The 22,538-nt window shown below is 35.2% G+C and carries 22 protein-coding genes and 1 other RNA gene; 19 read left to right on the top strand and 4 right to left on the bottom strand.

From position 1 onward, the window contains the following. Positions 1-10: 10 nt before the first annotated feature. Positions 11-550: a hypothetical protein gene (locus HOG88_RS11075; RefSeq protein ID WP_295006131.1), complete on the bottom strand. Its 540-nt coding sequence runs from the start codon at positions 548-550 to the stop codon at positions 11-13. A gap of 61 nt (positions 551-611) precedes the next feature. Between HOG88_RS11075 and HOG88_RS11070 the strand changes: the two genes are divergently transcribed. The 15 genes from HOG88_RS11070 (at position 612) to HOG88_RS11000 (ending at position 17,093) form a co-directional block, all read left to right on the top strand. Continuing rightward, entirely contained in the window at positions 612-950 is a 339-nt protein-coding gene (locus tag HOG88_RS11070) for an Hpt domain-containing protein (RefSeq protein ID WP_295006129.1), read from the top strand. A gap of 43 nt (positions 951-993) precedes the next feature. After that, positions 994-1,091: signal recognition particle sRNA small type (gene ffs, locus HOG88_RS11065), an RNA gene on the top strand. Positions 1,092-1,244: 153 nt separating this feature from the next. Then, positions 1,245-6,962, top strand: a complete 5,718-nt coding sequence (locus HOG88_RS11060) for a hypothetical protein (RefSeq protein WP_295006127.1) — start codon at positions 1,245-1,247, stop codon at positions 6,960-6,962. Between the two features lie 159 nt (positions 6,963-7,121). Further along, positions 7,122-7,517, top strand: a complete 396-nt coding sequence (gene gspG / locus HOG88_RS11055) for a type II secretion system major pseudopilin GspG (protein ID WP_295006126.1) — start codon at positions 7,122-7,124, stop codon at positions 7,515-7,517. A gap of 4 nt (positions 7,518-7,521) precedes the next feature. Continuing rightward, complete coding sequence (locus HOG88_RS11050; RefSeq protein WP_295006124.1) at positions 7,522-8,043, top strand: prepilin-type N-terminal cleavage/methylation domain-containing protein; 522 nt, start codon at positions 7,522-7,524, stop codon at positions 8,041-8,043. Next, the gene (locus tag HOG88_RS11045) at positions 8,040-9,254 is read left to right on the top strand and encodes a type II secretion system F family protein (RefSeq protein WP_295006122.1); all 1,215 of its coding nucleotides are present in this window, start codon (positions 8,040-8,042) and stop codon (positions 9,252-9,254) included. The genes HOG88_RS11050 and HOG88_RS11045 overlap by 4 nt, the downstream gene beginning before the upstream one ends. Positions 9,255-9,256: 2 nt before the next feature. Further along, entirely contained in the window at positions 9,257-10,153 is an 897-nt protein-coding gene (locus tag HOG88_RS11040) for a hypothetical protein (protein WP_295006120.1), read from the top strand. Next, positions 10,143-11,075 carry a hypothetical protein gene (locus tag HOG88_RS11035; RefSeq protein WP_295006118.1) on the top strand — a complete coding sequence of 311 codons (933 nt, stop codon included), beginning with the start codon at positions 10,143-10,145 and terminating at the stop codon, positions 11,073-11,075. Before HOG88_RS11040 ends, HOG88_RS11035 begins: the two co-directional genes overlap by 11 nt. Further along, on the top strand, positions 11,072-11,479 hold the full coding sequence (locus tag HOG88_RS11030; protein WP_295006116.1) for a hypothetical protein: 408 nt from the start codon (positions 11,072-11,074) through the stop codon (positions 11,477-11,479). Before HOG88_RS11035 ends, HOG88_RS11030 begins: the two co-directional genes overlap by 4 nt. Next, positions 11,473-12,006 (top strand): hypothetical protein, encoded by a 534-nt coding sequence (locus tag HOG88_RS11025; RefSeq protein ID WP_295006114.1) that lies wholly within the window; start codon positions 11,473-11,475, stop codon positions 12,004-12,006. The genes HOG88_RS11030 and HOG88_RS11025 overlap by 7 nt, the downstream gene beginning before the upstream one ends. Next, positions 11,990-12,805: a PDZ domain-containing protein gene (locus HOG88_RS11020; RefSeq protein WP_295006112.1), complete on the top strand. Its 816-nt coding sequence runs from the start codon at positions 11,990-11,992 to the stop codon at positions 12,803-12,805. The genes HOG88_RS11025 and HOG88_RS11020 overlap by 17 nt, the downstream gene beginning before the upstream one ends. Beyond that, entirely contained in the window at positions 12,792-14,609 is a 1,818-nt protein-coding gene (locus tag HOG88_RS11015; RefSeq protein WP_295006110.1) for a secretin N-terminal domain-containing protein, read from the top strand. The genes HOG88_RS11020 and HOG88_RS11015 overlap by 14 nt, the downstream gene beginning before the upstream one ends. Beyond that, entirely contained in the window at positions 14,610-16,127 is a 1,518-nt protein-coding gene (locus HOG88_RS11010) for a GspE/PulE family protein (RefSeq protein ID WP_295006108.1), read from the top strand. After that, the gene (locus tag HOG88_RS11005; protein ID WP_295006106.1) at positions 16,120-16,569 is read left to right on the top strand and encodes a prepilin-type N-terminal cleavage/methylation domain-containing protein; all 450 of its coding nucleotides are present in this window, start codon (positions 16,120-16,122) and stop codon (positions 16,567-16,569) included. The genes HOG88_RS11010 and HOG88_RS11005 overlap by 8 nt, the downstream gene beginning before the upstream one ends. Beyond that, positions 16,566-17,093 carry a type II secretion system protein gene (locus HOG88_RS11000; RefSeq protein WP_295006104.1) on the top strand — a complete coding sequence of 176 codons (528 nt, stop codon included), beginning with the start codon at positions 16,566-16,568 and terminating at the stop codon, positions 17,091-17,093. The genes HOG88_RS11005 and HOG88_RS11000 overlap by 4 nt, the downstream gene beginning before the upstream one ends. Here the strand turns inward: HOG88_RS11000 and HOG88_RS10995 are convergent. Further along, the gene (locus HOG88_RS10995) at positions 17,090-17,317 is read right to left on the bottom strand and encodes a hypothetical protein (protein ID WP_295006103.1); all 228 of its coding nucleotides are present in this window, start codon (positions 17,315-17,317) and stop codon (positions 17,090-17,092) included. The genes HOG88_RS11000 and HOG88_RS10995 overlap by 4 nt on opposite strands. Positions 17,318-17,493: 176 nt before the next feature. Between HOG88_RS10995 and rpmI the strand changes: the two genes are divergently transcribed. The 4 genes from rpmI to HOG88_RS10975 all read left to right on the top strand — a co-directional run bounded on the left by rpmI (position 17,494) and on the right by HOG88_RS10975 (position 20,365). After that, entirely contained in the window at positions 17,494-17,685 is a 192-nt protein-coding gene (gene rpmI, locus HOG88_RS10990; protein ID WP_295006101.1) for a 50S ribosomal protein L35, read from the top strand. Between the two features lie 104 nt (positions 17,686-17,789). Beyond that, positions 17,790-18,149 (top strand): 50S ribosomal protein L20, encoded by a 360-nt coding sequence (gene rplT / locus HOG88_RS10985; RefSeq protein ID WP_295006099.1) that lies wholly within the window; start codon positions 17,790-17,792, stop codon positions 18,147-18,149. A 92-nt stretch (positions 18,150-18,241) separates the two neighbouring features. Then, positions 18,242-18,694, top strand: coding sequence for a hypothetical protein (locus tag HOG88_RS10980; protein WP_295006097.1), 453 nt, complete (start codon positions 18,242-18,244; stop codon positions 18,692-18,694). 6 nt (positions 18,695-18,700) lie between these two features. Next, the gene (locus HOG88_RS10975) at positions 18,701-20,365 is read left to right on the top strand and encodes an EAL domain-containing protein (protein ID WP_295006096.1); all 1,665 of its coding nucleotides are present in this window, start codon (positions 18,701-18,703) and stop codon (positions 20,363-20,365) included. 16 nt (positions 20,366-20,381) lie between these two features. Here the strand turns inward: HOG88_RS10975 and HOG88_RS10970 are convergent, their stop codons facing one another. Next, on the bottom strand, positions 20,382-21,644 hold the full coding sequence (locus HOG88_RS10970; protein ID WP_295006094.1) for an arsenic transporter: 1,263 nt from the start codon (positions 21,642-21,644) through the stop codon (positions 20,382-20,384). A 32-nt stretch (positions 21,645-21,676) separates the two neighbouring features. Next, entirely contained in the window at positions 21,677-22,531 is an 855-nt protein-coding gene (locus HOG88_RS10965) for a D-hexose-6-phosphate mutarotase (RefSeq protein WP_295006092.1), read from the bottom strand. Between the last annotated feature and the right edge of the window lie 7 nt (positions 22,532-22,538).

The raw sequence follows: 22,538 nt of genomic DNA, 5'->3' as shown, positions 1-22,538 counted from the left end.
ATCTCTTCCTTTAAATCTTTATAATTTTATTTATTGCATCTATTTTATCAAAAATTAGCGCTTTTGTTTTCTCTTTAGTAATTAGTTTTGGCTCGAAATGATCACTCACAACTTTAAAAATATATGCGTTTCTTATAGCTGGGTTATGCACGACTGCATCATAAAAACCATAAGCTTCCATATCTACAAGCTCGAACCCCTCTTGAGTCATTTCCTTATCTAGGGTATGTATCTGTTTTTTATTTTCTTTTAGAGTATACTTTATGCCCTCATAAGTAACACTTCCAACTTCTACAAGTGTACCAATTTCATAGTTTTTATCGCCCCCACAAATACCAACATTGAGATAAATATCATCATCTGTAATATCATAGTGATTTATAAATGTTTGAGTTGCATCTCTCGCAAAACCAACTCCTACACCACTTACTATAAGTTTCATTGTAGCATTTGAAAAAACTAGAAACCCACTAAGTCTTGACTTCTTAAGTTTATATTTATCTACAAATGCTTGTGCTTCACTTTTTAATGCAACTATTATATATATCAACTTCATATCCATATTGTATTATTTTGTGGTACTATAAAGAAAAAATCATAGGATTATCTCTATGCCAATCACAAACCCCAACTACTCAGACCTTAATCATGAGGACATGGCAGCTTCTATTGGGCTTAAAGCAAAACACATACCTATGTTAATAGGTAGTTTTTTAGAAGAGTCTGGAGCAATTTTAGAGAACTTAAGCTCAGCGATTGATTCTAAAGATTATGCTGTAATTAAATCGTTAGCACACTCAATAAAAGGAAGTGCTGGAACCCTTCGTTTTAATGAAGTTTATGAAATGTGCAAAGAGATGGAAATGGCAGCAAGTGCATCAGATACTTCATTTGACTATAGTGCTTATCTTACAGCTGCAAAAAGTGCAGTTGCGACAATTACTCTTTAGTGCTTTGAATTAGAATACTTTTTAGATATACTTTCAGTTCTCTTCTTTAGACCTGTGCAATGGTTACTAAGGACAATGTGTCAGGGTAGGAATACAGCAGCACACCTTTAGCTACTATGTGCCGCAGGTATCTGGAGAAGAGTCTTTTAATCCAATCCCAAAATTTTATTTACCTTCTATATCACTCTTTGAGTAACAAAAATTATGCTTTATATAAGTATTTCATCAATAAGTCATCTTTTTTACTACATTTCAGCTATAATTGTATTATATTTTTTTATACAAGGTTGATTTATGCAAAACAAATTCAAGACTTCATTACTGTCCCTAAGTTTAGCTACTGTTATGGCTATTTCTGGTTGTAGCGGTGGTGGTTCAAGTGATGGAGCTGCTGCAGCGGTTTCTCAGGCCTTTAGTGGTACAGCCATAGATGGTTTACTCTCGGGCACTACCGTATGTATTGATGTGAATGAGAACGGTCAGTGTGATACAGGGGAGCCAACTGCCACTACAAATGCACAAGGTCAGTTTGAGATTCCTGCAACTACACAGACGGGTCCACTTCTTGTAATAGGCGGTACTGATATTGGTACGGGTCTTCCTTTTACAGGTTCACTTACAGCACCATCCGGTTCAAAAATTATTTCACCACTTACTTCAGCGATTCAGTCACTTGTTAAAAGTGGAAAGTCCCCAAAACAAGCAGAAGACAACATTAAATTTGCACTAGGCATTCCCGCGGATGTAAATCTAACAACTTTTAATCCACTTGAGAGTGCAAAAGATGTAGATACAACTGTAGCAAATAATGCCAGAGCTGTTATGGCTTCTCAAGCACACTTACAAACTATTGTTCATGCAGCTTCAGTTGCAGTAGCAAGTGCAGATTCAAATAAAAGTACTGAAAATGTAATGGGTGAGGTATTTGCTGAAATTTCTAAAAGTTTTTCTGGTGCAACTAGTGATGTTAATTTAACTGTTGCAAACATAACCGCAGTTACAAAATCAGTAGCAAATAATTTATATGTGGGTAATCCAGTAGCCCTTGTTTCAGTAAAGAACAATGCGAAAAATTCGGCTCAAAGTGCATTCGACGCGGCCGAACAAACTCAAGCAACTATTGAAGCAGGAACACCTGCAGAGGCTGAAACAAGTCTAAACTCAGGTATTACTCTTGTAAATACTTCTATAGCATCAGACATTAATGCTTCTACTGCAAGTTCAGTAAGTTCAGCAAATGACTTAAACGCTACAGCACTTCAGTCAATTGTAGATGCTCAACAGTTACAAGAAGAAAAAGAAGCTGCAATTGCACAAGCAATTCAAAATGCATTAGATGCACAACAAGCACTTCATGAAGCAGAGATTGCAGCAGCAAATGCATCAGCTGAAGAAGCAAAAGCAGCTTACGATGCACTTCTTGAAGCAGAAGCAGAACAGTTAAGAGAAGCAGAAGCACAAAGAGCTGCAGAAGCAGAAGCAGCAGAAGCACAAGCTCAAGCAGCTATTTTAGAAGCTCAACTTGCAGCAGACCAAGCAGCCAAAGATGCAGCAGCAGCAGCAGCAGCAGCGGAACTTCTAGCAACACAAGAAAAAGCGAAAGCGGAAAAAGCGGAAGCAGAAGCTAGAATTGCAGCAGCAGAAGAAGCAGCAAAACTTGCTTTATTAGAGGCAAATTTAGAAGCAGCTCAACTAGCGGCAGCAAACGCTGAGAGAAACGCAGCTGTAAATATTATGAAAACTCAAGCACAAGCTATAGTAGCAAAAGCTTATGGGAATATCCCCCAAGTAAAAGCCTCTAAAGACTCTATTATTTTTATTCAATCTTTAGACAGCAACTATAGTAGCGATACCAATATTACAGGTTATTTTACTGAAGCTGATACAGCACTGAATGATATAACCATACTTGCTAATGATACAAACATTTCAGCACAATCTTTATATGACTTTGCAGCACTTGTAGCAAATGAATCAAATGTAACAGATGCAAATGTAACGGATGCTAACGCTACTTTACAAACTGTAATAATTAATGGAAATTTAGCAAAAGCACAAGTAACGATTGCGCAAACAGCGCTTGATAACACAAGAGCAAGAGTACTTACGATTCAAGCGGACAAGGCGGATGCACAAGCAGCTGAAGCGGCAGAGGCTGAAAAGCAAAGAGTTATAGGCTTAATAGACACAGCATTAGCTTTGGCAAATGATAATAATGTATCGTCGGACTTATCAGCTATCAGCATGAAAATTGCTTTAGCTGAGATAGATTTAAATGCTACCATAGCAATAGCGACAGAGTATTCAACTTTAACTATAGATACTACTACGGTCCAAGCAGCTTACCAAAGAGTGTTAACTGCTCAAACAGAAGCGCAAGGGTTTGCAACAGACGTAAATAACTCGATTGCTATCATTGCAGCTGAGCAAGTGAAAGCACAAGATGCAAACACAACGGAAGTTTTATCTCAAGCAGAGGCTATCAAAGCACAAACAGCTGCTGAGGAAGTAGCAACAAGAGCGACTGAAATTCAGACTATTCAGACTAGTATTGCAACAGCCTTAAGTACTGCGGAAGGTCTTAAGCAAACTGAAATTGATCGATTAGCAGCAATAGAAACATCTGCGGCAGAAGCATTAGCTTTACAAATACAAACAATGGCTACTACTGTAGGAGAGTTTGCAATCTCAGCAAATACTACATACGATGAAGCTAGTTTACAAATATCAGATGTGCAAGACACTATAACGCAGATGTACTCTATTGCAAGTCAGTATAATAGTAGTGAAGCATTAGTTTTAGCAAATGAAGCGAATGCAACAGCTCAAACTCTTAGTAATCACTTTGCCACTTTAGAGGGTTATGTAACTACTGTTAATGATGCAAATTCTTCAATGGTAACAGCAGTGTCAACTCAAAATCTTAACGATGCGACAACTGCATTAAACAATGCTCAAACTGCAATTGATGCGATTGAAGTTTTAGGAACGACAGTTGATCCACTCTTTTTGTCAATTGAAACAAATCATACAGCTATAATAGCAATTAAAACAGCAGCTGATCAAGCGGCAGGTACTGCTCTTGCATTTACTGATGGTATGGTAATCTCTGGCTTCGACGAAAGAGATGGAGATCTTCAAATCTATACAAACACTCTTTCAACGGGAAGTTTACTTAAAACAAAAGAGATCCTAGATGTAACATCAAAAGTTTTTGTAGCAGCTCCATCAAATGATGAAGATGACTTAGTACTTCAAGCTAATGGAACATGGGTAGTTGATACTAGCACTCAAACTTACTCTTTAGTTGATGGAAATTTAGAGTTAACAAATGGTACGAAAGTAAGTATTATGCAACAAATTGACCTTACATCAACATCTACTGAGGCATTAGCAGTGATAAGTGAAGTCAACAATAAAGTTCCAGGTGATGCGAACATCACATTTAGTACTGGTGCAGAGGCTTATATACTAGGTTTTATCCAGCCAGAAAGTTATAAACTTTGGTGGATTCCTGCTGATTGTACAGATTATAACCAAACAACAAATACATGTAATGTAACAGATACACCATATAGCACACTAGAAGAGTTCATGGGTTCTAATAATTCACCTGCAGGAATTCATAATGAATTTGGTAAATGGGAAGGTGTAGACTTTGAAAGAAATCTTGATGATAATACATCATCTTGGGTACTTGATAAAGAAGTAATAGATTCTACTGGTGCAGCAATATCTACACTAAGTGCTGGACAAAGTGGTAATATGATTAAATACGACACTGCATCACCATCATATAGTCCAATGACAGTAGGTAGTTGGAGTGTAATCACACTACCTAACACTACTCAGTTAGCTATTGAATTTACTCCACTTACTGGATACGAAAGCCACTTTGATGGTGATAGCAATCTAGTAGCAGTAGCAAATAGTGTTGTCAATGTAGGTGCTCACATACTTGGAACTACTATCTTTACAGTAGATCAAAATAACGGAGCTAACTTTAATAATATAGCTACAGCGGACATTAAAGCAGCGATAGAAGCTTATTCCGCTTCTATCCCAACTGCTTCTACTTTTGACTATGAAAGCTATTTTGTAAACAAAACAATATACAGTATAGAAACTAGTGAAATTAATGGCTCTTCATATGGGACTTCAACGACCTACACAGGTACAGTTAGTCCTACCATAGGTACATATAGTGGAACCGATGAGTATGGTACATGGGATAATAATGAAACTTATGAAGTTCTAACAAATGGAATTAAATTATTTGATCTAGATGGGAATAGTACTGCTGTATATGATGGAACTGCAAACTTTAACGGTACAGTATTCAAGCTTTTATTAGATAATGGAACACTACTTAAGAGTATTGTCTCTTATTCTACTGTAGAAGATAGAGATGCTGCATTAGCTGCAAATTTAAGTGGAGGAACAACAACTTCTCACTCTCTAGCTAACGAATGGGTTGAAAGTACATCAGGTATGACTTTACGTTTAACACAAGACGGTTACTTTGATACAAATTCCACAAACGATATGGAACATGGTACATACACATCTATTGTAACATTTCAGGGAGTGGATGGAGATACTGATGGAATTGTAACTTTTTCAAAAAATGACGATGCAAATATCGCCAATGGTTTATTTACAGATACAAACACTTCTTTAGAATGTTATTATAGCCTCTCTATGATTGACACTTTATTCTTATCATGTGGTGATCTTGATGGTAATGGGAGTGCTTCTATCGGTTATACATTTTCGGTTGCAATCGCTGCAGACACGAATACTACAACTGATACAAACATAACAACAGTAGCATATGACGATATATATTTAAGCATGATTCCAGGAGAGGCTCTAAGTGGTATCATTCCTCAAGACGATACCAATTCTAGTCTCACTTTTATTATAGAAAGCTTTACTGGAGCGATTGGAGCTGGAACAGACCTTAACGGAACTACTGGAGAGTTTACAGTTGTTATAGATGCAAATGCTAGTGTTGGAACAGCGCTGATAAATGTTAATGTAAATGACGAAACAAATACCACAGTGGATCAGTTTACCGTATCTATTAATGTAACTTATCTTCACCAATCGGTTCCAGAAGCTGAGTATAGTAAATCCGATGTTGTTATGGATATTGATGCATTCATTGCTACTTCGACTGTAGCAATTCCTGGAGATACTAGTCTGCATAGCTTCTATGGAATAGATTACGATACAAATATGACTAGAACTGAAATTATGGAGTTTAACACAACATCAGGTCAACTAATGTTCTCTGGTAATACAAACAATGATGTGATATACTTTACTGACACCCTAGCAACAGGGGAAGTAAATGCTTCAGAAGGCGGCACTACTTATGACATCAATTCACAAGTAGTTTCTATGAAAATGATAGGGACAATTGAAGATAATGCTACTCTTTCAAGCGAATTAAATATTAGTATGCCTTCTGGTTCTATCGCTTATCAAGCGGCACTATTGTTCTTAACAGACGAATATGATTTTTATGGCGTGGAATACGACTATAGAGCGGATCAATCTGGAATTGCTCACAACTCTTTGGAATCTTTTGTTTCTGATGGAAGCAGTATTTCTTGGTCAAGTCAAATCAATAGAGTTTTAGTATTTGATAAAAATGCTACTTTAACTGATGGAAGTGGAAATTTAGTTGAGTTGGATATATCCAACTATTATACAACCGGAACTGCTTTTGTTGTAAACGAAATGGCAGGAACATGGAGTGTGACAACAGATATTAATGTCAATGGCGGAAACTCAGAAATGCTTGTAATTACACCTAATGATCTCGAAAGATTTGACAGTAGAGTATATATTTTGGATGACTTTGGTGTTGCCGATGGAAATACATCGAGTGCAACAAATACAGTTTGGGTAGGTGAAATTAGAAAAGCTGGTAGAATTGAGGTAACAAATTATTTCAACGACACAGCTGCTACCGCGATAATGGACCATTTATCTCAACCATAGTACGAATATATATAAAGGACACTGTAGTAGTGTCCTTACGGTGTGATTTAAATTTCCTCGTTCTCACTTTCTCTGGTGAGAATCATTAATTTTCATGTATTTCCAAAATGTAACTAAATTTCAATATAATAAGTAATTAAAATACTAAAGGCAAAAATAATGCAAAATAGAAGAAAAGCATTCTCTCTCATAGAGTTGATGATAGTTATCGTGATACTCGGTCTTTTAGCGGCTATGGTTATGCCAAGTTTAACAGGGAAAGGCGAAGAAGCTAAACGTGACCTTGTTTGTGTTCAAATGAAGTCTATCTATGATGGTGCTTTAGATATGTACAAGATTAAAAATAGTATCTATCCATCAACGGAAGAAGGGCTTAAATCTTTAACACAAGATGATTCATACTTCAAAGATGGGAAAATGCCAAAAGATTCATGGGGTCAAGAGTTCATTTACACCAACGATGAAGGAAGCATAGAACTTATCTCTTTAGCCGCCGATAAAAAAGAAGGCGGGAAAAAAGAATCTAAAGATATAAAAATGAGTGAGTGTAAGTAGTCATTTGAAAAAAGCTTTTTCTCTCATAGAACTGATGATAGTCATCGTAATCATAGGGGTGGTTTATACTCTTGCGGTTACAAAACTTCGAACAGTTGGTGAACAGAAGATAACTCCTAGTTTTTCCAACTTAAAAGAGTATCTTGGTAGCTTTATAAAAGATGAAGCCGCGAGTGCACGACTTTTATGTCTTGATGATTGTAGCGAATGCAGTATCTATGTGGATGGTGAGAAAGTAAAGACAATAGAGAGCTTTTTTGATGAGAGTTCTGAGATGTATCGTTATGATGTTCTTCAAGGTGTTATCATTAAAAAACAGTCCGTATTTTTTAATGAAGAAGATGTTCAAGAGAGTGTCTGTTTCTCTTTTAAAGTTTATAAAAACAGTATTGCCCAGCAAGTCATCGTCTCTTATAAAGATAAAGCCTACGACTATACAAGTTATTTTGACTCAACACCTGTTTATGACTCTCTAGAAGAGGTCGTAGCGCACAAAGAAAACCTAGCACAAGAAGTGATGCAATGATATTTAAGTACAAAGGCATAAATGCCGAGGGTAAAAAGGTAAGTGATAGAGTAGAAGCTTCCAGCATTGAAGAAGCAAGAAGTAAGCTCAAAGTCATTGGTGTGATTTACCAGTCTTTAGATGAAGATACTCCTGCGTTTTACGAGAAGTTTGACTTTGGTAGAAAGTATAAGATTCCACCAAAAGAGTTATCTTCACTCTCTCGTGAACTTTCTATGTATATTCGTTCAGGTATTTCCATTGTTTCAGCACTTAAAATTGTGCAAACACACTATGAAAAAAATAAAAAGATAAAACTCTTTTTAACTACGGTGAGTACCTATCTTGATGAGGGTCAGAACTTTTACTCAGCTCTTGAGGCTCAGACTATAGTCGAACTTCCAGCTTTTTTTAAAGAGTCTATCAAGGTAAGTGAAAGTGGTGGTATTTTAGATGAAGTTTTACTCGAACTCTCGCGTTTTTTAAAAGAGCAAGACCAAATAAACAAAGAGATTAAAGGGGCATTTGCGTATCCATCTTTTATGATCATCATCTCTCTTGTGATGATCGCGTTTATGTTGACTTTTGTAGTGCCTCAGATTACCGGTATATTTGAGAGTATGGATCAAGCTCTTCCACTACCTACACAGTTTGTCATAGCTGCTGGGGATTTCTTCTCAAACAACTTTGAGCTTATGTTGGTGTTTATATTTATGGCCGTTGTCGCGTTTATGACTCTGAAGAAAAAAGTTTATGCTTTCGCTTATGGTGTTGATAAACTGATTCTTACACTTCCACTTTTTGGAGCCATCGCACTCAAAAGTGAACTTGCTCGTTTTTCTTATATAGCCTCACTTCTTACTCGTTCAGGTGTTCCCTTTGTTCAGACAATTAACCTCAGTGCAAACATCTTAAATAACCGAGTGATTAAAGAGCTTTTTGTAGGGGCTAGTAAAAAAGTTGTAGAGGGGAAACTCCTTTCAAAAGCCCTCAATGAGTCAAGCACAAAAATAGACAATGCTTTTATACAGTCCATAGCCTTAGGTGAGGAAACTTCACAGCTTGAAAATGTTTTGACAAATATCTCAGAACTTTACTTTGAAGAAAATCGTGACAAAATCTCCTTACTCCTTACCTTGCTTGAACCTGCTCTTATGCTTTTTGTAGGTGGAAGTATAGGCTTTATAGTTGCGGCTATGCTTCTTCCAATCTTTTCTATGAGTATTAGCTAAACATGAGAGAGTCCAAAAACGCCATCGCATTACTTATAACCGTTATGTTTGTTATAGTCATAACAGTGGCCATTGGTTTTGGACTCAAACAAGTAAACTCTGCTGCAAAAATCATCAAAGATGAGAACTTTATGTACCAGAGTAGTGTCATAGTAGAAGATGTTTTAAATATTTTAAAAAACTCCGCTGATATCGCTCGTGCTGCAGATTCTAACTCTAGTGATGAGCTTTTCATACTACTCTCTTCGGCATCTTTTATTCCTTTTGAGAGTTCAGGTGTTGAGATAATACTAAAACTGCATAGTGCAAGAGCAAAGTTTAATCCAGCACAGCTTGATGCAAACACAAGCCAAGCTTTTGTTAATTATTTAACTAACAATATGATCAATAGCCAATATCTTGATATATTATTAGATAATGTGAGTGGGATTAAAGAAGATAATAGCTATAATAGTGCCATTTTCGAAGAGAATCCTTATTTATTTAGAGATTACATAGCATCTGCTAAACATTTACAGATAATAAACGATTTTTATTCACAAGAGTATAATGATAATTCTCTTGAAAAAATTAATCTTAAAAACCTTTTTTATTTTACACAAGATAAAAATATAAGCATAGACTTAAACTATGCAACGACTGAAGTATGGGAACTTCTTCTGGGAACAACTAAAGAGAGAGCTGAGTTTTTAAGTATAAATGCAGGTACTTATACCGACGATGATTCTTTAAACCTAGATACAAATGAACTAGAAAAACTTCATAAGTTTAAGACTAGTTTTTTTGAGCCTTTTCTTTTGGTTGAGATAGAGATAAGACAAAATAACAGTATCTCAAACATACAGTTTGAGTATGACATAAAAAATAAAAAGGGTTCCAATTTTGTTTATGAAATTTAGACGTGATACAACGACTCTTTTTTTAGATCCTGCTTCAAAAGAGCAGCTCATCTACGATACGAGTAAAAAAGTAAACATCATTCTTTCCCCATCTCTATACTGGGTAAAAAAGATGTCTTTACCAGTAACTAATGTACGAGAGGTTAAGAAGCTCCTTCCTTCTATCTTTGAGGATTCTTTACCTGTGGGGCACTACTCATACACAGCTTATAAACATGGTGAAGATTTTATGCTCTTTGCTTATGAAGATAAAAAAATACTCGACTTACTCGTACAACATGGCATTTCATCTGTAAATACAACATCTATACATTTTGCTCAAAGTGAGTTTATAGAGATTCCAAGTGCATTTTGTATAAATGAAAAACAGTGCATGTACTTAAAAGGTGAACTTTTAGTGCTTGCTCCATCAGAATGGATAAGTGAAAAAGAAAAACTTAACCTAGATACAGTAACACTCTCAAAACACACCATAAAATTACAACAGTTTGGACACATAGTCGATAATGGAAGTCTCTATAAAATAGGAGCACTTCTTAGTACTCTAGCACTTATACTCATAGGCGAGATATTTATAACAAGTGTAAAAAAAGATACTATCACCCTCGCACAAGACGAGCTTTTTACTAAGTATAAACTTCAATCAACAATGTTTCAAAATCGTTCATCACTGAATAAATACTCTAAGATACATAATAGACAGACAAAATTTAGAGAAAGCATCTCCTACTTTTTAGCCTTAAAGTTAAAAACAAACCAAAAGATTTCACTTGTAGCTTATAAGAGCAATCTCTTAAGTGTTACTATTAGTGGGGTTAATACTTCAAGTAAAAATGCCATTATAAATCAGTTAAATGCTAAAGGTATAAAGTCTACAACTTCACTAACTAATGATAAACTAAAAGTGGAGGTAAAGATATGAACCAGATAAATCCTCTTCATATTGGGGCACTTCTAGTGGCACTTATAGCATTTTTACTTTTTACTTTAAGTAGTATGAAAACAGAAATGCTAGAAGAAAAAACACTCTATGAAACGAGTGAAAAATTAGCGCTAAAACTCAGTTCACTCAAAGATGTATATGCAGACAAGAAAAAGACGAAGAGAGCGATAGAGAGAGTTCTTTCTCAGAGTTCATTAAAAACAGCTGCCCTAGATGTCAAACGCGAGAAATCTTCTGTGAGAATCAGTTCTAAAAGCATAGATACAAAAGCACTCAATGCACTCATGGGGAAAATCTTAAATGGTTCATATAACATTACAGAGCTCAAAATAAAAAAGCTCAGTGAGACTAAGGCAAGTCTTAAGATGGAGATAAAATGGTAAAAAAGATATTGAAATTTTTAGCTTTTTCTTTGTTCTTTGTTCTTGCTCTTGTAGCATTTACACCAAAAGAGAGTTTCTACTTTTTACTAGAAAAAAATCTTAAAAAATTTGATGTAGTTGTTTCAAATGAAATACTTGAGAGTAACTTTTTTGGTCTAGAAATTGAGAACCTAGAGATAAGTACAAAAGGTGTAGAGAGTGCCACCGTAGAGCAGGCTAACATAACACTCCTTCTCTTTTATAATTCACTTAAGTTTACAGATGTAAAACTCTCTTCCCTTGTAGATGCTTATGTGCCCTCACATATTCAAACCATAGAAGTGACTTATACACTGTTTAACCCTCTAGTTCTTTACGTAAATGCTGAGGGGAAGTTTGGTAAAGCAGAGGTGGCGTTTAACATTTTAGATAGAGTGCTAAATGCACATCTTTATCCTTCAAAGATTATGTTGAGTAAGTATAAAAAAACGATGAAGATGATGAAAAAAGATGAAAATGGGGAGTATGTTTATGCAAAAACTTTCTAACACTAAACTCATCGCAGTTATAAGTAAACTCCTAGTACTTTTACTCATCGCCAAAATCATCGCACTTGTCGTTTGGTGGTATCTTCCAAGTGAAGGTGTCGCACTTCATGCCAAGAAATCCTACCAAGCTAAGTATCAAAGAGTGCAGTTCTCCAATATGTTACTTCATTCAAAAGCGGCAGATGTTGCAGGCCTTGAAAAAACTAAGACCAAGGCATACAGTATTAACAACTTACTACTTAAAGGACTTTATGGAAGTAAGTTTAATGGTTTTGTAATTGTTGCTAAAAAATCTTCTCCTAAAAAGACAGAGATTACAGCAGTAGGAGAAAGTTACGAAGGTTATAAGCTTAAACAAATAGACTTAAATAATGTTACTTTTACTAAAGCGTCTAAAGAGTATATATTGTCCCTTAAAGAGAGTAAGAACAAAATGAGTGATGTTTTTACAAAAGTCAAAAGAACTACATCAGCGAGCGAAGATGAGAAGCAAGTAACAAGAGAAGACATTAAGAGATACTCAAATAATCCTTCACAGATATGGAAAGATATAGCAATAGCACCTTTAAAAAAAGCGGGAAAGATAGTAGGTTTTAAAGTAAACCGCATCAAGAAAAACTCTAAAATGGCAACATTAGGACTTAAAAAAGGTGATGTTATTACTAAAGCAAACAATGTCAAACTTTCATCATTTAACGATGCACTTAAACTATATAAAAACATAGACAAGATAGACACTATAGCACTCACAATCCAAAGAGACAATCAAGAGAAGGAAATAATATATGAAATTCGTTAAGACACTACTCCTAAGTACATTTTTAGTTTTTTCGCTAAACGCCAGAGAACAGGTAAATGTAAATTTTTCTGATTTACAGATAGATGACTTTATAAAACTAATCTCCAAGATTACTCATAAAAACATACTTATAAATAATAAAATAAACGGCACGGTTAACTTTGTGAGTACAGTACCCGTTTATGATGATGAGCTTATAGGTATTCTTATTTCTGTTCTAGAATCTAAAGGTTTTACACTTGTAAAAAAAGGTTCTATTTTTGAAGTTGTTCGTTCAACTGAAGCTGCAAAAAACAATGTAGCAGTTATGACTTCTGGAAAGAAAATTTATGGTTCGCTTATGGTCACTCAGGCTATATCTGTTAAAGGTGAAAATGTCGATATTATCGCAGCTAAAATCCGATACCTGATTTCTAAAACAGCAAAACTAATGACAATGAAAGAGAGTAATACTATACTCCTTACCGATTATCCTAAAAATATAGAGACTATCAAGCATGTTATAAAAGAGATTGATACAAACAATCAAGCTATAGTAAAAATCATCCCAATAAAAAATGCAGAAGCAAAAAAACTCCAAACAAGACTAGTCGACATAAGTAAGTCCATTTTTAATGTAAAAGTACTTACAGAGCAGGTCAAAATTATTTTAGATGATAATATTAATGGCCTTATAGTTATAGGACTTAAAGATAACGTGGCAAAGATACAAGAGCTTGTAACTACTTTAGACGTAGAGTCTCATGCGAGTAACGGCATACAGATTTTCTCTCTTAAAAATTCAGATGCAAAGACTGTGGCAGCAACTTTAAATGACATCATTTCAAAACAGACATTTACTGATCCATCCATGAAACCAAATATCGCAGCGAGTGAAGAGATAAACGCCATCATCGCCATCGGTGAACCAATAATAATAAAAGGGATTAAGCTTATAGTTGATGAACTAGATAAAGAGCAGTATCAAGTTTATGTAAAAGCTAGAATTATTGAAATAAATAACAATGATAGCTCTGATATAGGTATAAAATATGGTTTAGCTCTGGGAGATGTTACACCTTCAGGACTCTATGCTATGAGCGCTAATTTTGGTTCAGATGCCTTAACAAGTACTGCAAGTGCATCAGTTCTAGATCACCTAGGAGGGATTGGTAGCGGTGCGGGAAAATCTTTAGCACTAGGTGCTACACTAGATTTTCTTGAAGCAAATGGTGCTTCTAAGTCAATCAGCAATCCATCTATATTATGTGTAAACAATAAGGAATCTTCTATCTATGTTGGTAAGACTATCTCTGTGCAAACAGCCTCAACAGTAGGAACAACAGGACTACCAACTGCCTCTTATAAACGTGAAGATATTGGTTTGACTTTAAAAATAAAACCCTTAGTATCTTCTACTGACAAGGTAACATTAGATGTAGAAGCTATTTTGGAAAATATTTTAGTACCAGATATTAATGGTAATCCAATAACATCAAAACAAGAAGTCAAGACACAGGCTATTCTTGGTCATGGAGAGAGTATTATTATTGGAGGACTTGTTAAAATTTATGATACAAAAACAGTGAGTAAAATTCCTCTCTTAGGTGATATCCCTTGGATTGGTGAATACTTATTTTCCTCAACATCAGTTAATGAAGAAAAAGACAACCTAGTAGTTATTCTAACCCCTTATGTTATTGACAAAAGTGAAGAGTTATCTAAACTCCAAAAAGAGCTAGGAGTACTTGCAAAAATTCAAGCAGAGTATAGCCAAGAAGCTATGGATGCACTAGAAAAAAAGAAAGAAGAAGAGAACGAATAGATGCTAAACCTAGACCCTATTCATAACCTCAAATTAGAAGTATATGAGCCTCAAGAGTTAGTAACTGACATCAGTGTTAAAAACTATCTTCTATTTAGTCAGATGAATGAAGAAGTAGCTGCATTTGCATGTGAAAATCATTTTGCCGAGGCGAGTAACTACTACACAAAACTAGAACAAGAGTACCCTCTTTATATGTTGGACGAGGACTCTTACGACAGACTCTATAATCGTTTTTTAGAACTTCGCACAGATAAAGCCATAGAGACTATGAAAGAAGACTCTGATGAAGAAGACTCTGAAGAAGACATCTCTCTTACAGATTTTTTACGTACGTCTTCAGATATTCTGACAAGTGAAGAGTCAGCACCAATCATTAAGTTTGTAAATGCTCTTTTTTACCAGGCAGTTAAAAAACGTGCTTCAGATATTCACATAGAAGTACAAGAGAAAAAAGGTGAGGTACGTTTTCGTGTAGATGGAATTCTTGCTAAAAACGCCGACCTAGATAAAAAAGTAGTGAGCCTTATAGTGAGTCGTATAAAAGTTATCTCTAACCTTGATATTTCTGAAAAACGAATCCCTCAAGATGGTCGAACACAGATAAAAATAGCAGGAGAGGTTTTAGATATTCGTGTCTCTATACTTCCTACTTTTTACGGTGAGCGTGTTGTTATGCGTTTACTGATGCAGAGTTCTCAAATACCTCAAATAACAGAACTGGGATTTAATGACTCACTAATAGATGACGTTAAAAAACTTCTCCGTTCTTCACATGGAATCATCTTAGTGACAGGTCCAACCGGTTCGGGTAAAACAACTTCACTTCACTCCTTTTTACGTGAAGTGGAAAAACCTGAGATAAACCTTATAACAGTGGAAGATCCCGTTGAGTATAAGTCAGACAAGATTGCTCAGATTCAAGTAAATGAGAAAGTTGGGCTTACGTTTGCCGCAGCTCTGCGTTCGATTTTGCGTCAAGATCCAGATGTCATAATGATAGGGGAAATCCGTGATGAAGAGACAGCAGCCATCGCCGTTCGTGCAGCACTTACAGGTCACTTAGTTTTTTCAACGCTCCATACTAACTCCGCAGCAGCTACAATCTCGCGTTTAGCAGATATGAACATAGAACCATTTCTAATAAGTTCTTCTCTTTTAGGTATATTGGCACAGCGCTTAGTGCGTGTTCTTTGTGATGAGTGTAAAGAAGAAGATGAAATAGCCGAAGATTTTGCAGATGACTATGGACTCTCAACTGATGCAAAAATCTACAAAGCATGTGGTTGTAAATCTTGTAACTATAGCGGTTTTTCAGGCCGTCGTTCCATTGGGGAACTGCTTGTGATGAATGACTCTCTTAAAGAGCTTTTAAAAACAACTACGGATGAACATACTATAAAAATGCAATTAGAGAAAGATGGTCTTAAAACTATTTCTCTACAACTTTCCCAAATGTTACTCGATGGTGAAACTTCTCTTGATGAAGCGATACGCATCGGTTTAGGCCATGACTAAACGCCACTCCACTTATCGCAGTGCATTTACTCTCATAGAAGTGATGGTCGCTGTTATGATAGTCTCTGTTGTTATAGCCGCCCTTCTTCAAATGAGAGGTGATACTAGCAACAAACTTTTTCAACTAAAAAAGATAATTAACACAAATCAATACAACTCGTTTCTACTCTCAAATAGTGAAAATTATGCATTTGAAGATAGTAAAATTGACATGAAAAGACTAGTTAATGAGTTTGAACTAGAGAGTGATTTAAGACGAAAACTAAAAGCCATAAAAACTGAGATACTGTACGAAGAGCTAGAAATTATAGATACGAATGAACTCCAACAAAGTGAAGATGAAGAGATAACAGATGGTAGTGGCATAATCTTCGAGATAGGAAAAACAATGCTAAAAACAGAGGATTTCAGTGGAACGCTAATACGAGTGAGACTTCAATGAGAAAAGCCTTTACTCTCATAGAGCTTATGATCTCTATAGTCATTCTAAGTATATTGATGCTTTTTTTATATAAAAGTTACGCAGGACTCAACAAGTCAAATATAGTATTTGCAGAGGAAGTTCAAAAAGTCTCAAAAATTGAGCGGCTTAAAAAAGTAATATATTTAGACTATAGTTTGGCAATTAAAACCGACATAAATAGCAGCACAATAAAGATTATAAATCAAGCGAAAAATGAAGATGTAATTTTCATGCAGACATCAAATTCCATCCATAATAGAGTGAACCCTTATGTAGCTTATATAGTTAAAAAAGAAAAACTCTATAGACTAGAATCTCTAAAAGAGTTTAGAGAATACCCCTTGGGGACTGATAGTGAATTTGTTGTTGATGAATTGGGTAATGTAAAAAGTTTTAGAGTTTACAAATCAAGAGAAGCTAGTAAAGAGCTCTATTTAGTGCATATGGCGTTTAAAGAAGAGAACGAAATACTTTTAAAAATAAAAGTATTAAACGCGGGTTAGTCTTCTCTATACTTAGAGATTCCACAAGGTTGGTTTGGTGAGGGTGGGTTCTCTTTTAGATATGTTAAATCTTCTAAAGTTTGAGCAAGCACTCTTTTTTGTTGTAAAATTGGAAGCATAAGATTGTCTTTTTCATTGAGTGGAATATCCCAGTTTAAAAGAATCGTTTGGACTTCATCATCAAGCTCTTTAAGGGCATTTTCTATGTGTTTAATTGAATTCATACTTGGATTATAACCAAAAATAAGAAATATTTAGATATAATCCCATTCTCAAAGTATGTTTTGCTCTTCTCTACCTCATAAATGAGGTTAGATTTAGTGCCAGAGCGGTTAGCGCTTTTTTATGGATTTAGTTCATAAAAAACATATTAATGATATTTTTACGTAAAGGACTATCGATGCCAAAAATGAAATCGGTAAAAGGCGCGACTAAGCGTTTTAAAGTTAAGAAAAATGGTACGATTAAACGTGGTAAAGCGTTTAGGAGTCACATTTTAACTAAACAAGACGCTCAAACTCGTCGTGACCAAAACAAGCCAGCAACAGTTGCAAAAGCTGACGCTGCAAACATCAAGGCTATGATAAACTAATTTTTAGTTTATGCATAAATCTCCAATTTTAAACAATTGGGCAAGTCCATCACAGTATGGCACCTTGACTACGTTTAGTAGCTAGGTAAAGAAAAAGGAAAGATATGCCAAGAGTTAAAACAGGTGTTGTTCGTAGAAGAAGACACAAAAAGATATTAAAATTAGCGAAAGGTTTTTATAGTGGTCGTCGTAAGCACTTCCGTAAAGCCAAAGAGCAAATTGAACGTTCACTTTATTATGCATTCCGTGACCGTAAGCAGAAAAAACGTGAGTTCCGTAAACTATGGATCATCCGTATTAATGCAGCAGCTCGTTTAAATGGAATGAACTATTCAACATTTATGAATGGTGTTCACAAATCAGGTATCGAACTTGACCGTAAAATTCTTGCTGACATGGCTATGAACGATGCAACGGCATTTACTGCTGTTGCTGATGCTTCAAAAGCTGCACTAGCAAAATAAGCCATCTTCCTCTCTTTCGAGAGGAGCTTATTTCTTCTCTACTTCTCTAATCTCAAAGTTTATATTATGTTTTCTTATGTTAGACTCAAACTATGATTTTTTTACAATACATAGAGCCTCAGGCTGAACATGTCCAGTTTCAAAGACTAATCTCTGGTCTATTAGTACTTATATTTATTTTTACCAATAATCTTTTATTTATAGAAATTTTTATTCTTTTAAATTTTATTAACCTTATAACTAGGGTAAACTACTCTCCGACAACCCTTCTCTTTAGAGTACTTAGTATACTTTTAAGAAAACAACTTTTTTCAACACCAGTTCAGTATGCCCATTCCTACAAAACTACTCCCTTAGCTTCTATCATTGAAGACTTGATGCGTCTAGTTGGAGGAATATGCATTTATTATCTCTATTTCAACTACTACGGTATCGCAGTAGCAATGGCAATGTTTATGTCTGTAGCCATGCTCATATCTAGCTTTTTTGGTTTTTGTTTATCATCTCTTGTGTACATCGCCTACAAAGTAATAAGGAAAAAGTAAAACAACATGGATGCTATCAATATTTTCACAAAACAAAAACATAATGTAAATAAAAATTGTTCTCTTGCTAGAAATGGATTTACACCTTATGAACGCTGTAACTACTGTAAGTTACATGTTAACTCATGTAGTGGTATGCACTTAAATATTTTCACACTTATTTCGGGTATCTCCATCTTATTGTTTATGTTTTTAGATGACCCTCTACTCATTCGTATAAATATTTTTGTTCTACTAGCTCTTATCTTTGCCTTTGGATACAAAATAACTGTTGATACTGACTCTCTAGCTAGAACAGATTTTATAAACAACAAACTTAATGAAGAACTCAATCAGCACTCAAACTTACTTGAAGAAGAGATACAAGAGAGAACACAAGAACTACAGCAGTTAGCAACACATGATAAAATCACAGGACTCTTTAATAGATATGAATTTGAAAAACGTCTCACTAATCTTTTAAAGTTTTCACCTACATCTTCTTCTAAAAATATTTTATGTTACTTAGATTTAGACCAGTTTAAAGTGGTAAATGACACATCTGGCCATGTCGCAGGAGATGAGCTTCTTAAACAAATTGCATTTATTATGCAAAAAAATGTCGGTCCTAATGACCTAGTATCGCGTTTAGGAGGAGATGAGTTTGGTATACTTTTTACTTCTAATACTCTAAATCAGGTGCATGACAAAGCATTAAATCTTTTAAAGGCAATAAAACGTTACCGCTTCTGCTGGGAAGATAAAATCTTTGTTGTCGGTGCGAGTATGGGGCTTGTTGAAATAACACGGGACAGTTCTTCTCTCCTAGAAGTGGTAGCTTCTGCAGATGCTGCTTGTTATGCAGCTAAAGAACAGGGCAGGAACTGTATTCATGTTGCAACACAAGATGATGTAAAAATGTTAGAAAAACGTGGGCAACTGCAGTGGGTTGAAAAACTAACACGTGCACTTGAATATGATGAGTTTAGACTCTTTATACAGCCAATCGTACCTCTAGACTATAGAGAAACTAAAAAACACTATGAAGTTCTAATTCGTTTACAGAATGAAAATAAAATAATCCCACCAATGGCATTTATACCAGCAGCTGAGCGCTTTGGACTTATGCAAGAAATTGATAGATGGGTTGTAGAAAATCTATTTATCCAGTATGCAAAGATACTAAAACAAACAGGAATTTCCTACTCTTTTAGTATTAACCTTTCTGGAAATTCATTTAGTGATAAAAAACTTGCTGCTACCATTGAGGATCTCTTTAAAAAGTATAAAATACCCTATGAAGATATATGTTTTGAAGTGACTGAAAGTGCTGCAATCGCAAATATTGACACCGCGATAGAGTTTATAAATAAAATGAAACTCTTAGGTGCTAAAGCTTCTCTTGATGACTTTGGCTCTGGTCACTCTTCTTTTGCATACTTACATGACATACCAGTTGATTACCTAAAAATTGACGGTGCCTTTGTAGCAGATATAGATACAAATGAAATAAATAGAGCCATGGTAAAGTCTATAAATGAGATTGGGCATATTATGGGACTAAAAACCATATGTGAATATGTCGAGAATGAAGCTGTAGAGGAAATTTTAAGAGATATGAAAGTGGATTATGCACAGGGTAACTACTACTCTAAACCTCTTCCTATTGAGATTATAGTAGGCTCAGAGTAAGTTTTTATTTTAAAAACTATAATAGCCCTAAGAGAGCCACAAATAGCACAGGTGGAGTAATTACAAGACCTACTTTCATATACTCAGTCCATGTTATTTTTACACCTTTCTGTGCTAAAACATGAAGCCACAGAAGTGTTGCAAGTGACCCGATTGGTGTCATTTTTGGACCAAGGTTTGAACCTAAGATGTTTGCATACACAAGTGATTCATTTCCAATGTAGCCTACTTTATCAATGGCTATATCCATAATCATAATCGTTGGCATATTGTTCATAACAGAACTAACAAACGCAGATAAAAATCCTGTCCCAATGATAGCTACAGTTTTTCCATGCTGGCTAAGCTCTACAATCAGAGATGCTATAACATCGGTTAATCCTGCATTTTTAAGACCATAAACAACAACATAGAGACCTATACTAAACCAAACAACCTGCCAAGGAGCTCCCTTGATAATACTCACAGGTTTTACTGCTTTTTGTAGTGTAGCAATTGCTAAAAACACTAAAGCCCCGCCAAGAGCAAAAAGAGATACTGGAAGATTATATTTATCACCGATGAAATACCCAAGCATTAATATGGCTAGAAATACCCATGAAAACTTAAACATCATCTTGTTCTTTATAACCGATGAAGCCTCCGGTAAATCATCTACATTTACAACAAGTGGAATGTCTTTCCTGAAGTAAAGCCACAAGACAACTATGGAAGCCGCTATACTAAGTAAGTTTGGTAAAAACATATTTTTTGCATACTCTGTAAAGCCTATGTCAAAATAACCAACAGTTACTATGTTAGTAAGATTTGAGATAACTAATGGATTTGAAGCACTATCCCCAATAAATCCTCCAGCCATTAAAAAGGCGAAAATTGCTAGTGGTTTCATTTTTAAGTATTTCATCTTTGCGAGTAAAATTGGAGTGAGTATAAGTGCAGCCCCATCATTTGCAAAAAAAGCGGCTACTAAGGCGCCTAGAAGTAGTATGTACACAAACATTTTATTTCCACTACCACCACTAAATTTTGCCATTTTAATAGCAGCATATTCAAAGAAACCTATCTCATCTAAAACCATTGAAAGAATGATAATACCTATAAACGCAAGAGTCGCGTCCCAAACAATTGAAGTTACTGTTATAACGTCTGCATAACTAACAACACCTATAACCAAAGCCACAATAGCTCCAATAACTGCCGAAGTTCCTATTTGTAAACCACGAGGTTGCCAAATTATAAATACTAAAGTTATTAAAAATATACTAAATGCTATTATCATTTATTTTTCCTGAATTAAAATTATTTATAAAACTATAACACAGTTTTAGACGATGTACTTAGACTTACTTTAAGAGAATGAGTCTCCCCTGCTTTTATGACTCTAAAGTCATCAAAAGCATTTGCAGACTCAATGCACACAAACTCTTTATAATCTACATCTCGCATTCCAGCGAGTCTTGTAGCTTTCTCGCACCATGGATTCCAAACAACCACAGAAGATGAACCACTGTTTTGTACATGCACTACTCTTTTCTTATCTTCTAAAACTACTATAGTATCTACTTCTTGGTAGACTCTATCAACTTCTTTTTCAAATGTTACATCACCTTTTTGAAAGAAAGTTTTTCCTAAAAGAGCATCAAAATAAGGTTTTTTATCTAGGTTCTTGATTTTTACATGACTGATATCTGAAACGCAAAAGTAAGAATGGAGTGCTTGTGTTATCATAAACTCTTCACTCTCACAGTTTTTTGTTTTAAGCTCAATTTCTAAAGACTCGCCAATACTAAAAATCACTTCAAGTTCAAACTTATGGTTCCATATTTTACGGCTTTGCTCATCACCTGTGAGTAAAAATCTCACTTCTGTCAAATCTACTTTAGTCTCAAGAACCTCAACTAGAGTAAACATTGCAGTTCTTGAAAATCCATGTGCCGGCATACTCTCATCAAGTGTTCCAAAACGCGGCCAACAGATGGGAACTCCCCCTCTTATAGCTTTTCCTTTCTCAAAAAAACTCTCAGTACTTAACCATAAAAGATCTTCTTCTTTCTCTCGTTTATACTCAAATATATGCGCACCTTGTAGTGCTATTTTTGCATGTGCGACACTGTTTTGAAGTTCTAAGTATTCAAATCCATTTTCTCTTTTTTTTAAAGTGTACACTTAAAAT

The sequence above is a fragment of the Sulfurimonas sp. genome, from assembly GCF_018698455.1.
Taxonomy (GTDB): Bacteria; Campylobacterota; Campylobacteria; order Campylobacterales; family Sulfurimonadaceae; genus Sulfurimonas.
Note: the sequence above shows the minus strand (reverse complement) of the source record. Positions and strands in the feature narration are given on the sequence as shown.

Coding starts and splice junctions, on each gene's coding strand:
- HOG88_RS11035 (WP_295006118.1), top strand. CDS start 10,143: ATGAAATTTAGACGTGATACAACGACTCTTTTTTTAGATCCTGCTTCA.
- HOG88_RS11040 (WP_295006120.1), top strand. CDS start 9,257: ATGAGAGAGTCCAAAAACGCCATCGCATTACTTATAACCGTTATGTTT.
- HOG88_RS10995 (WP_295006103.1), bottom strand. CDS start 17,317: ATGAATTCAATTAAACACATAGAAAATGCCCTTAAAGAGCTTGATGAT.
- HOG88_RS11030 (WP_295006116.1), top strand. CDS start 11,072: ATGAACCAGATAAATCCTCTTCATATTGGGGCACTTCTAGTGGCACTT.
- HOG88_RS11000 (WP_295006104.1), top strand. CDS start 16,566: ATGAGAAAAGCCTTTACTCTCATAGAGCTTATGATCTCTATAGTCATT.
- HOG88_RS10975 (WP_295006096.1), top strand. CDS start 18,701: ATGGATGCTATCAATATTTTCACAAAACAAAAACATAATGTAAATAAA.
- HOG88_RS10980 (WP_295006097.1), top strand. CDS start 18,242: ATGATTTTTTTACAATACATAGAGCCTCAGGCTGAACATGTCCAGTTT.
- HOG88_RS11020 (WP_295006112.1), top strand. CDS start 11,990: ATGCAAAAACTTTCTAACACTAAACTCATCGCAGTTATAAGTAAACTC.
- HOG88_RS11015 (WP_295006110.1), top strand. CDS start 12,792: ATGAAATTCGTTAAGACACTACTCCTAAGTACATTTTTAGTTTTTTCG.
- HOG88_RS11025 (WP_295006114.1), top strand. CDS start 11,473: ATGGTAAAAAAGATATTGAAATTTTTAGCTTTTTCTTTGTTCTTTGTT.
- HOG88_RS11070 (WP_295006129.1), top strand. CDS start 612: ATGCCAATCACAAACCCCAACTACTCAGACCTTAATCATGAGGACATG.
- HOG88_RS11005 (WP_295006106.1), top strand. CDS start 16,120: ATGACTAAACGCCACTCCACTTATCGCAGTGCATTTACTCTCATAGAA.
- HOG88_RS10970 (WP_295006094.1), bottom strand. CDS start 21,644: ATGATAATAGCATTTAGTATATTTTTAATAACTTTAGTATTTATAATT.
- HOG88_RS11045 (WP_295006122.1), top strand. CDS start 8,040: ATGATATTTAAGTACAAAGGCATAAATGCCGAGGGTAAAAAGGTAAGT.
- gspG (WP_295006126.1), top strand. CDS start 7,122: ATGCAAAATAGAAGAAAAGCATTCTCTCTCATAGAGTTGATGATAGTT.
- HOG88_RS11060 (WP_295006127.1), top strand. CDS start 1,245: ATGCAAAACAAATTCAAGACTTCATTACTGTCCCTAAGTTTAGCTACT.
- rpmI (WP_295006101.1), top strand. CDS start 17,494: ATGCCAAAAATGAAATCGGTAAAAGGCGCGACTAAGCGTTTTAAAGTT.
- HOG88_RS11010 (WP_295006108.1), top strand. CDS start 14,610: ATGCTAAACCTAGACCCTATTCATAACCTCAAATTAGAAGTATATGAG.
- rplT (WP_295006099.1), top strand. CDS start 17,790: ATGCCAAGAGTTAAAACAGGTGTTGTTCGTAGAAGAAGACACAAAAAG.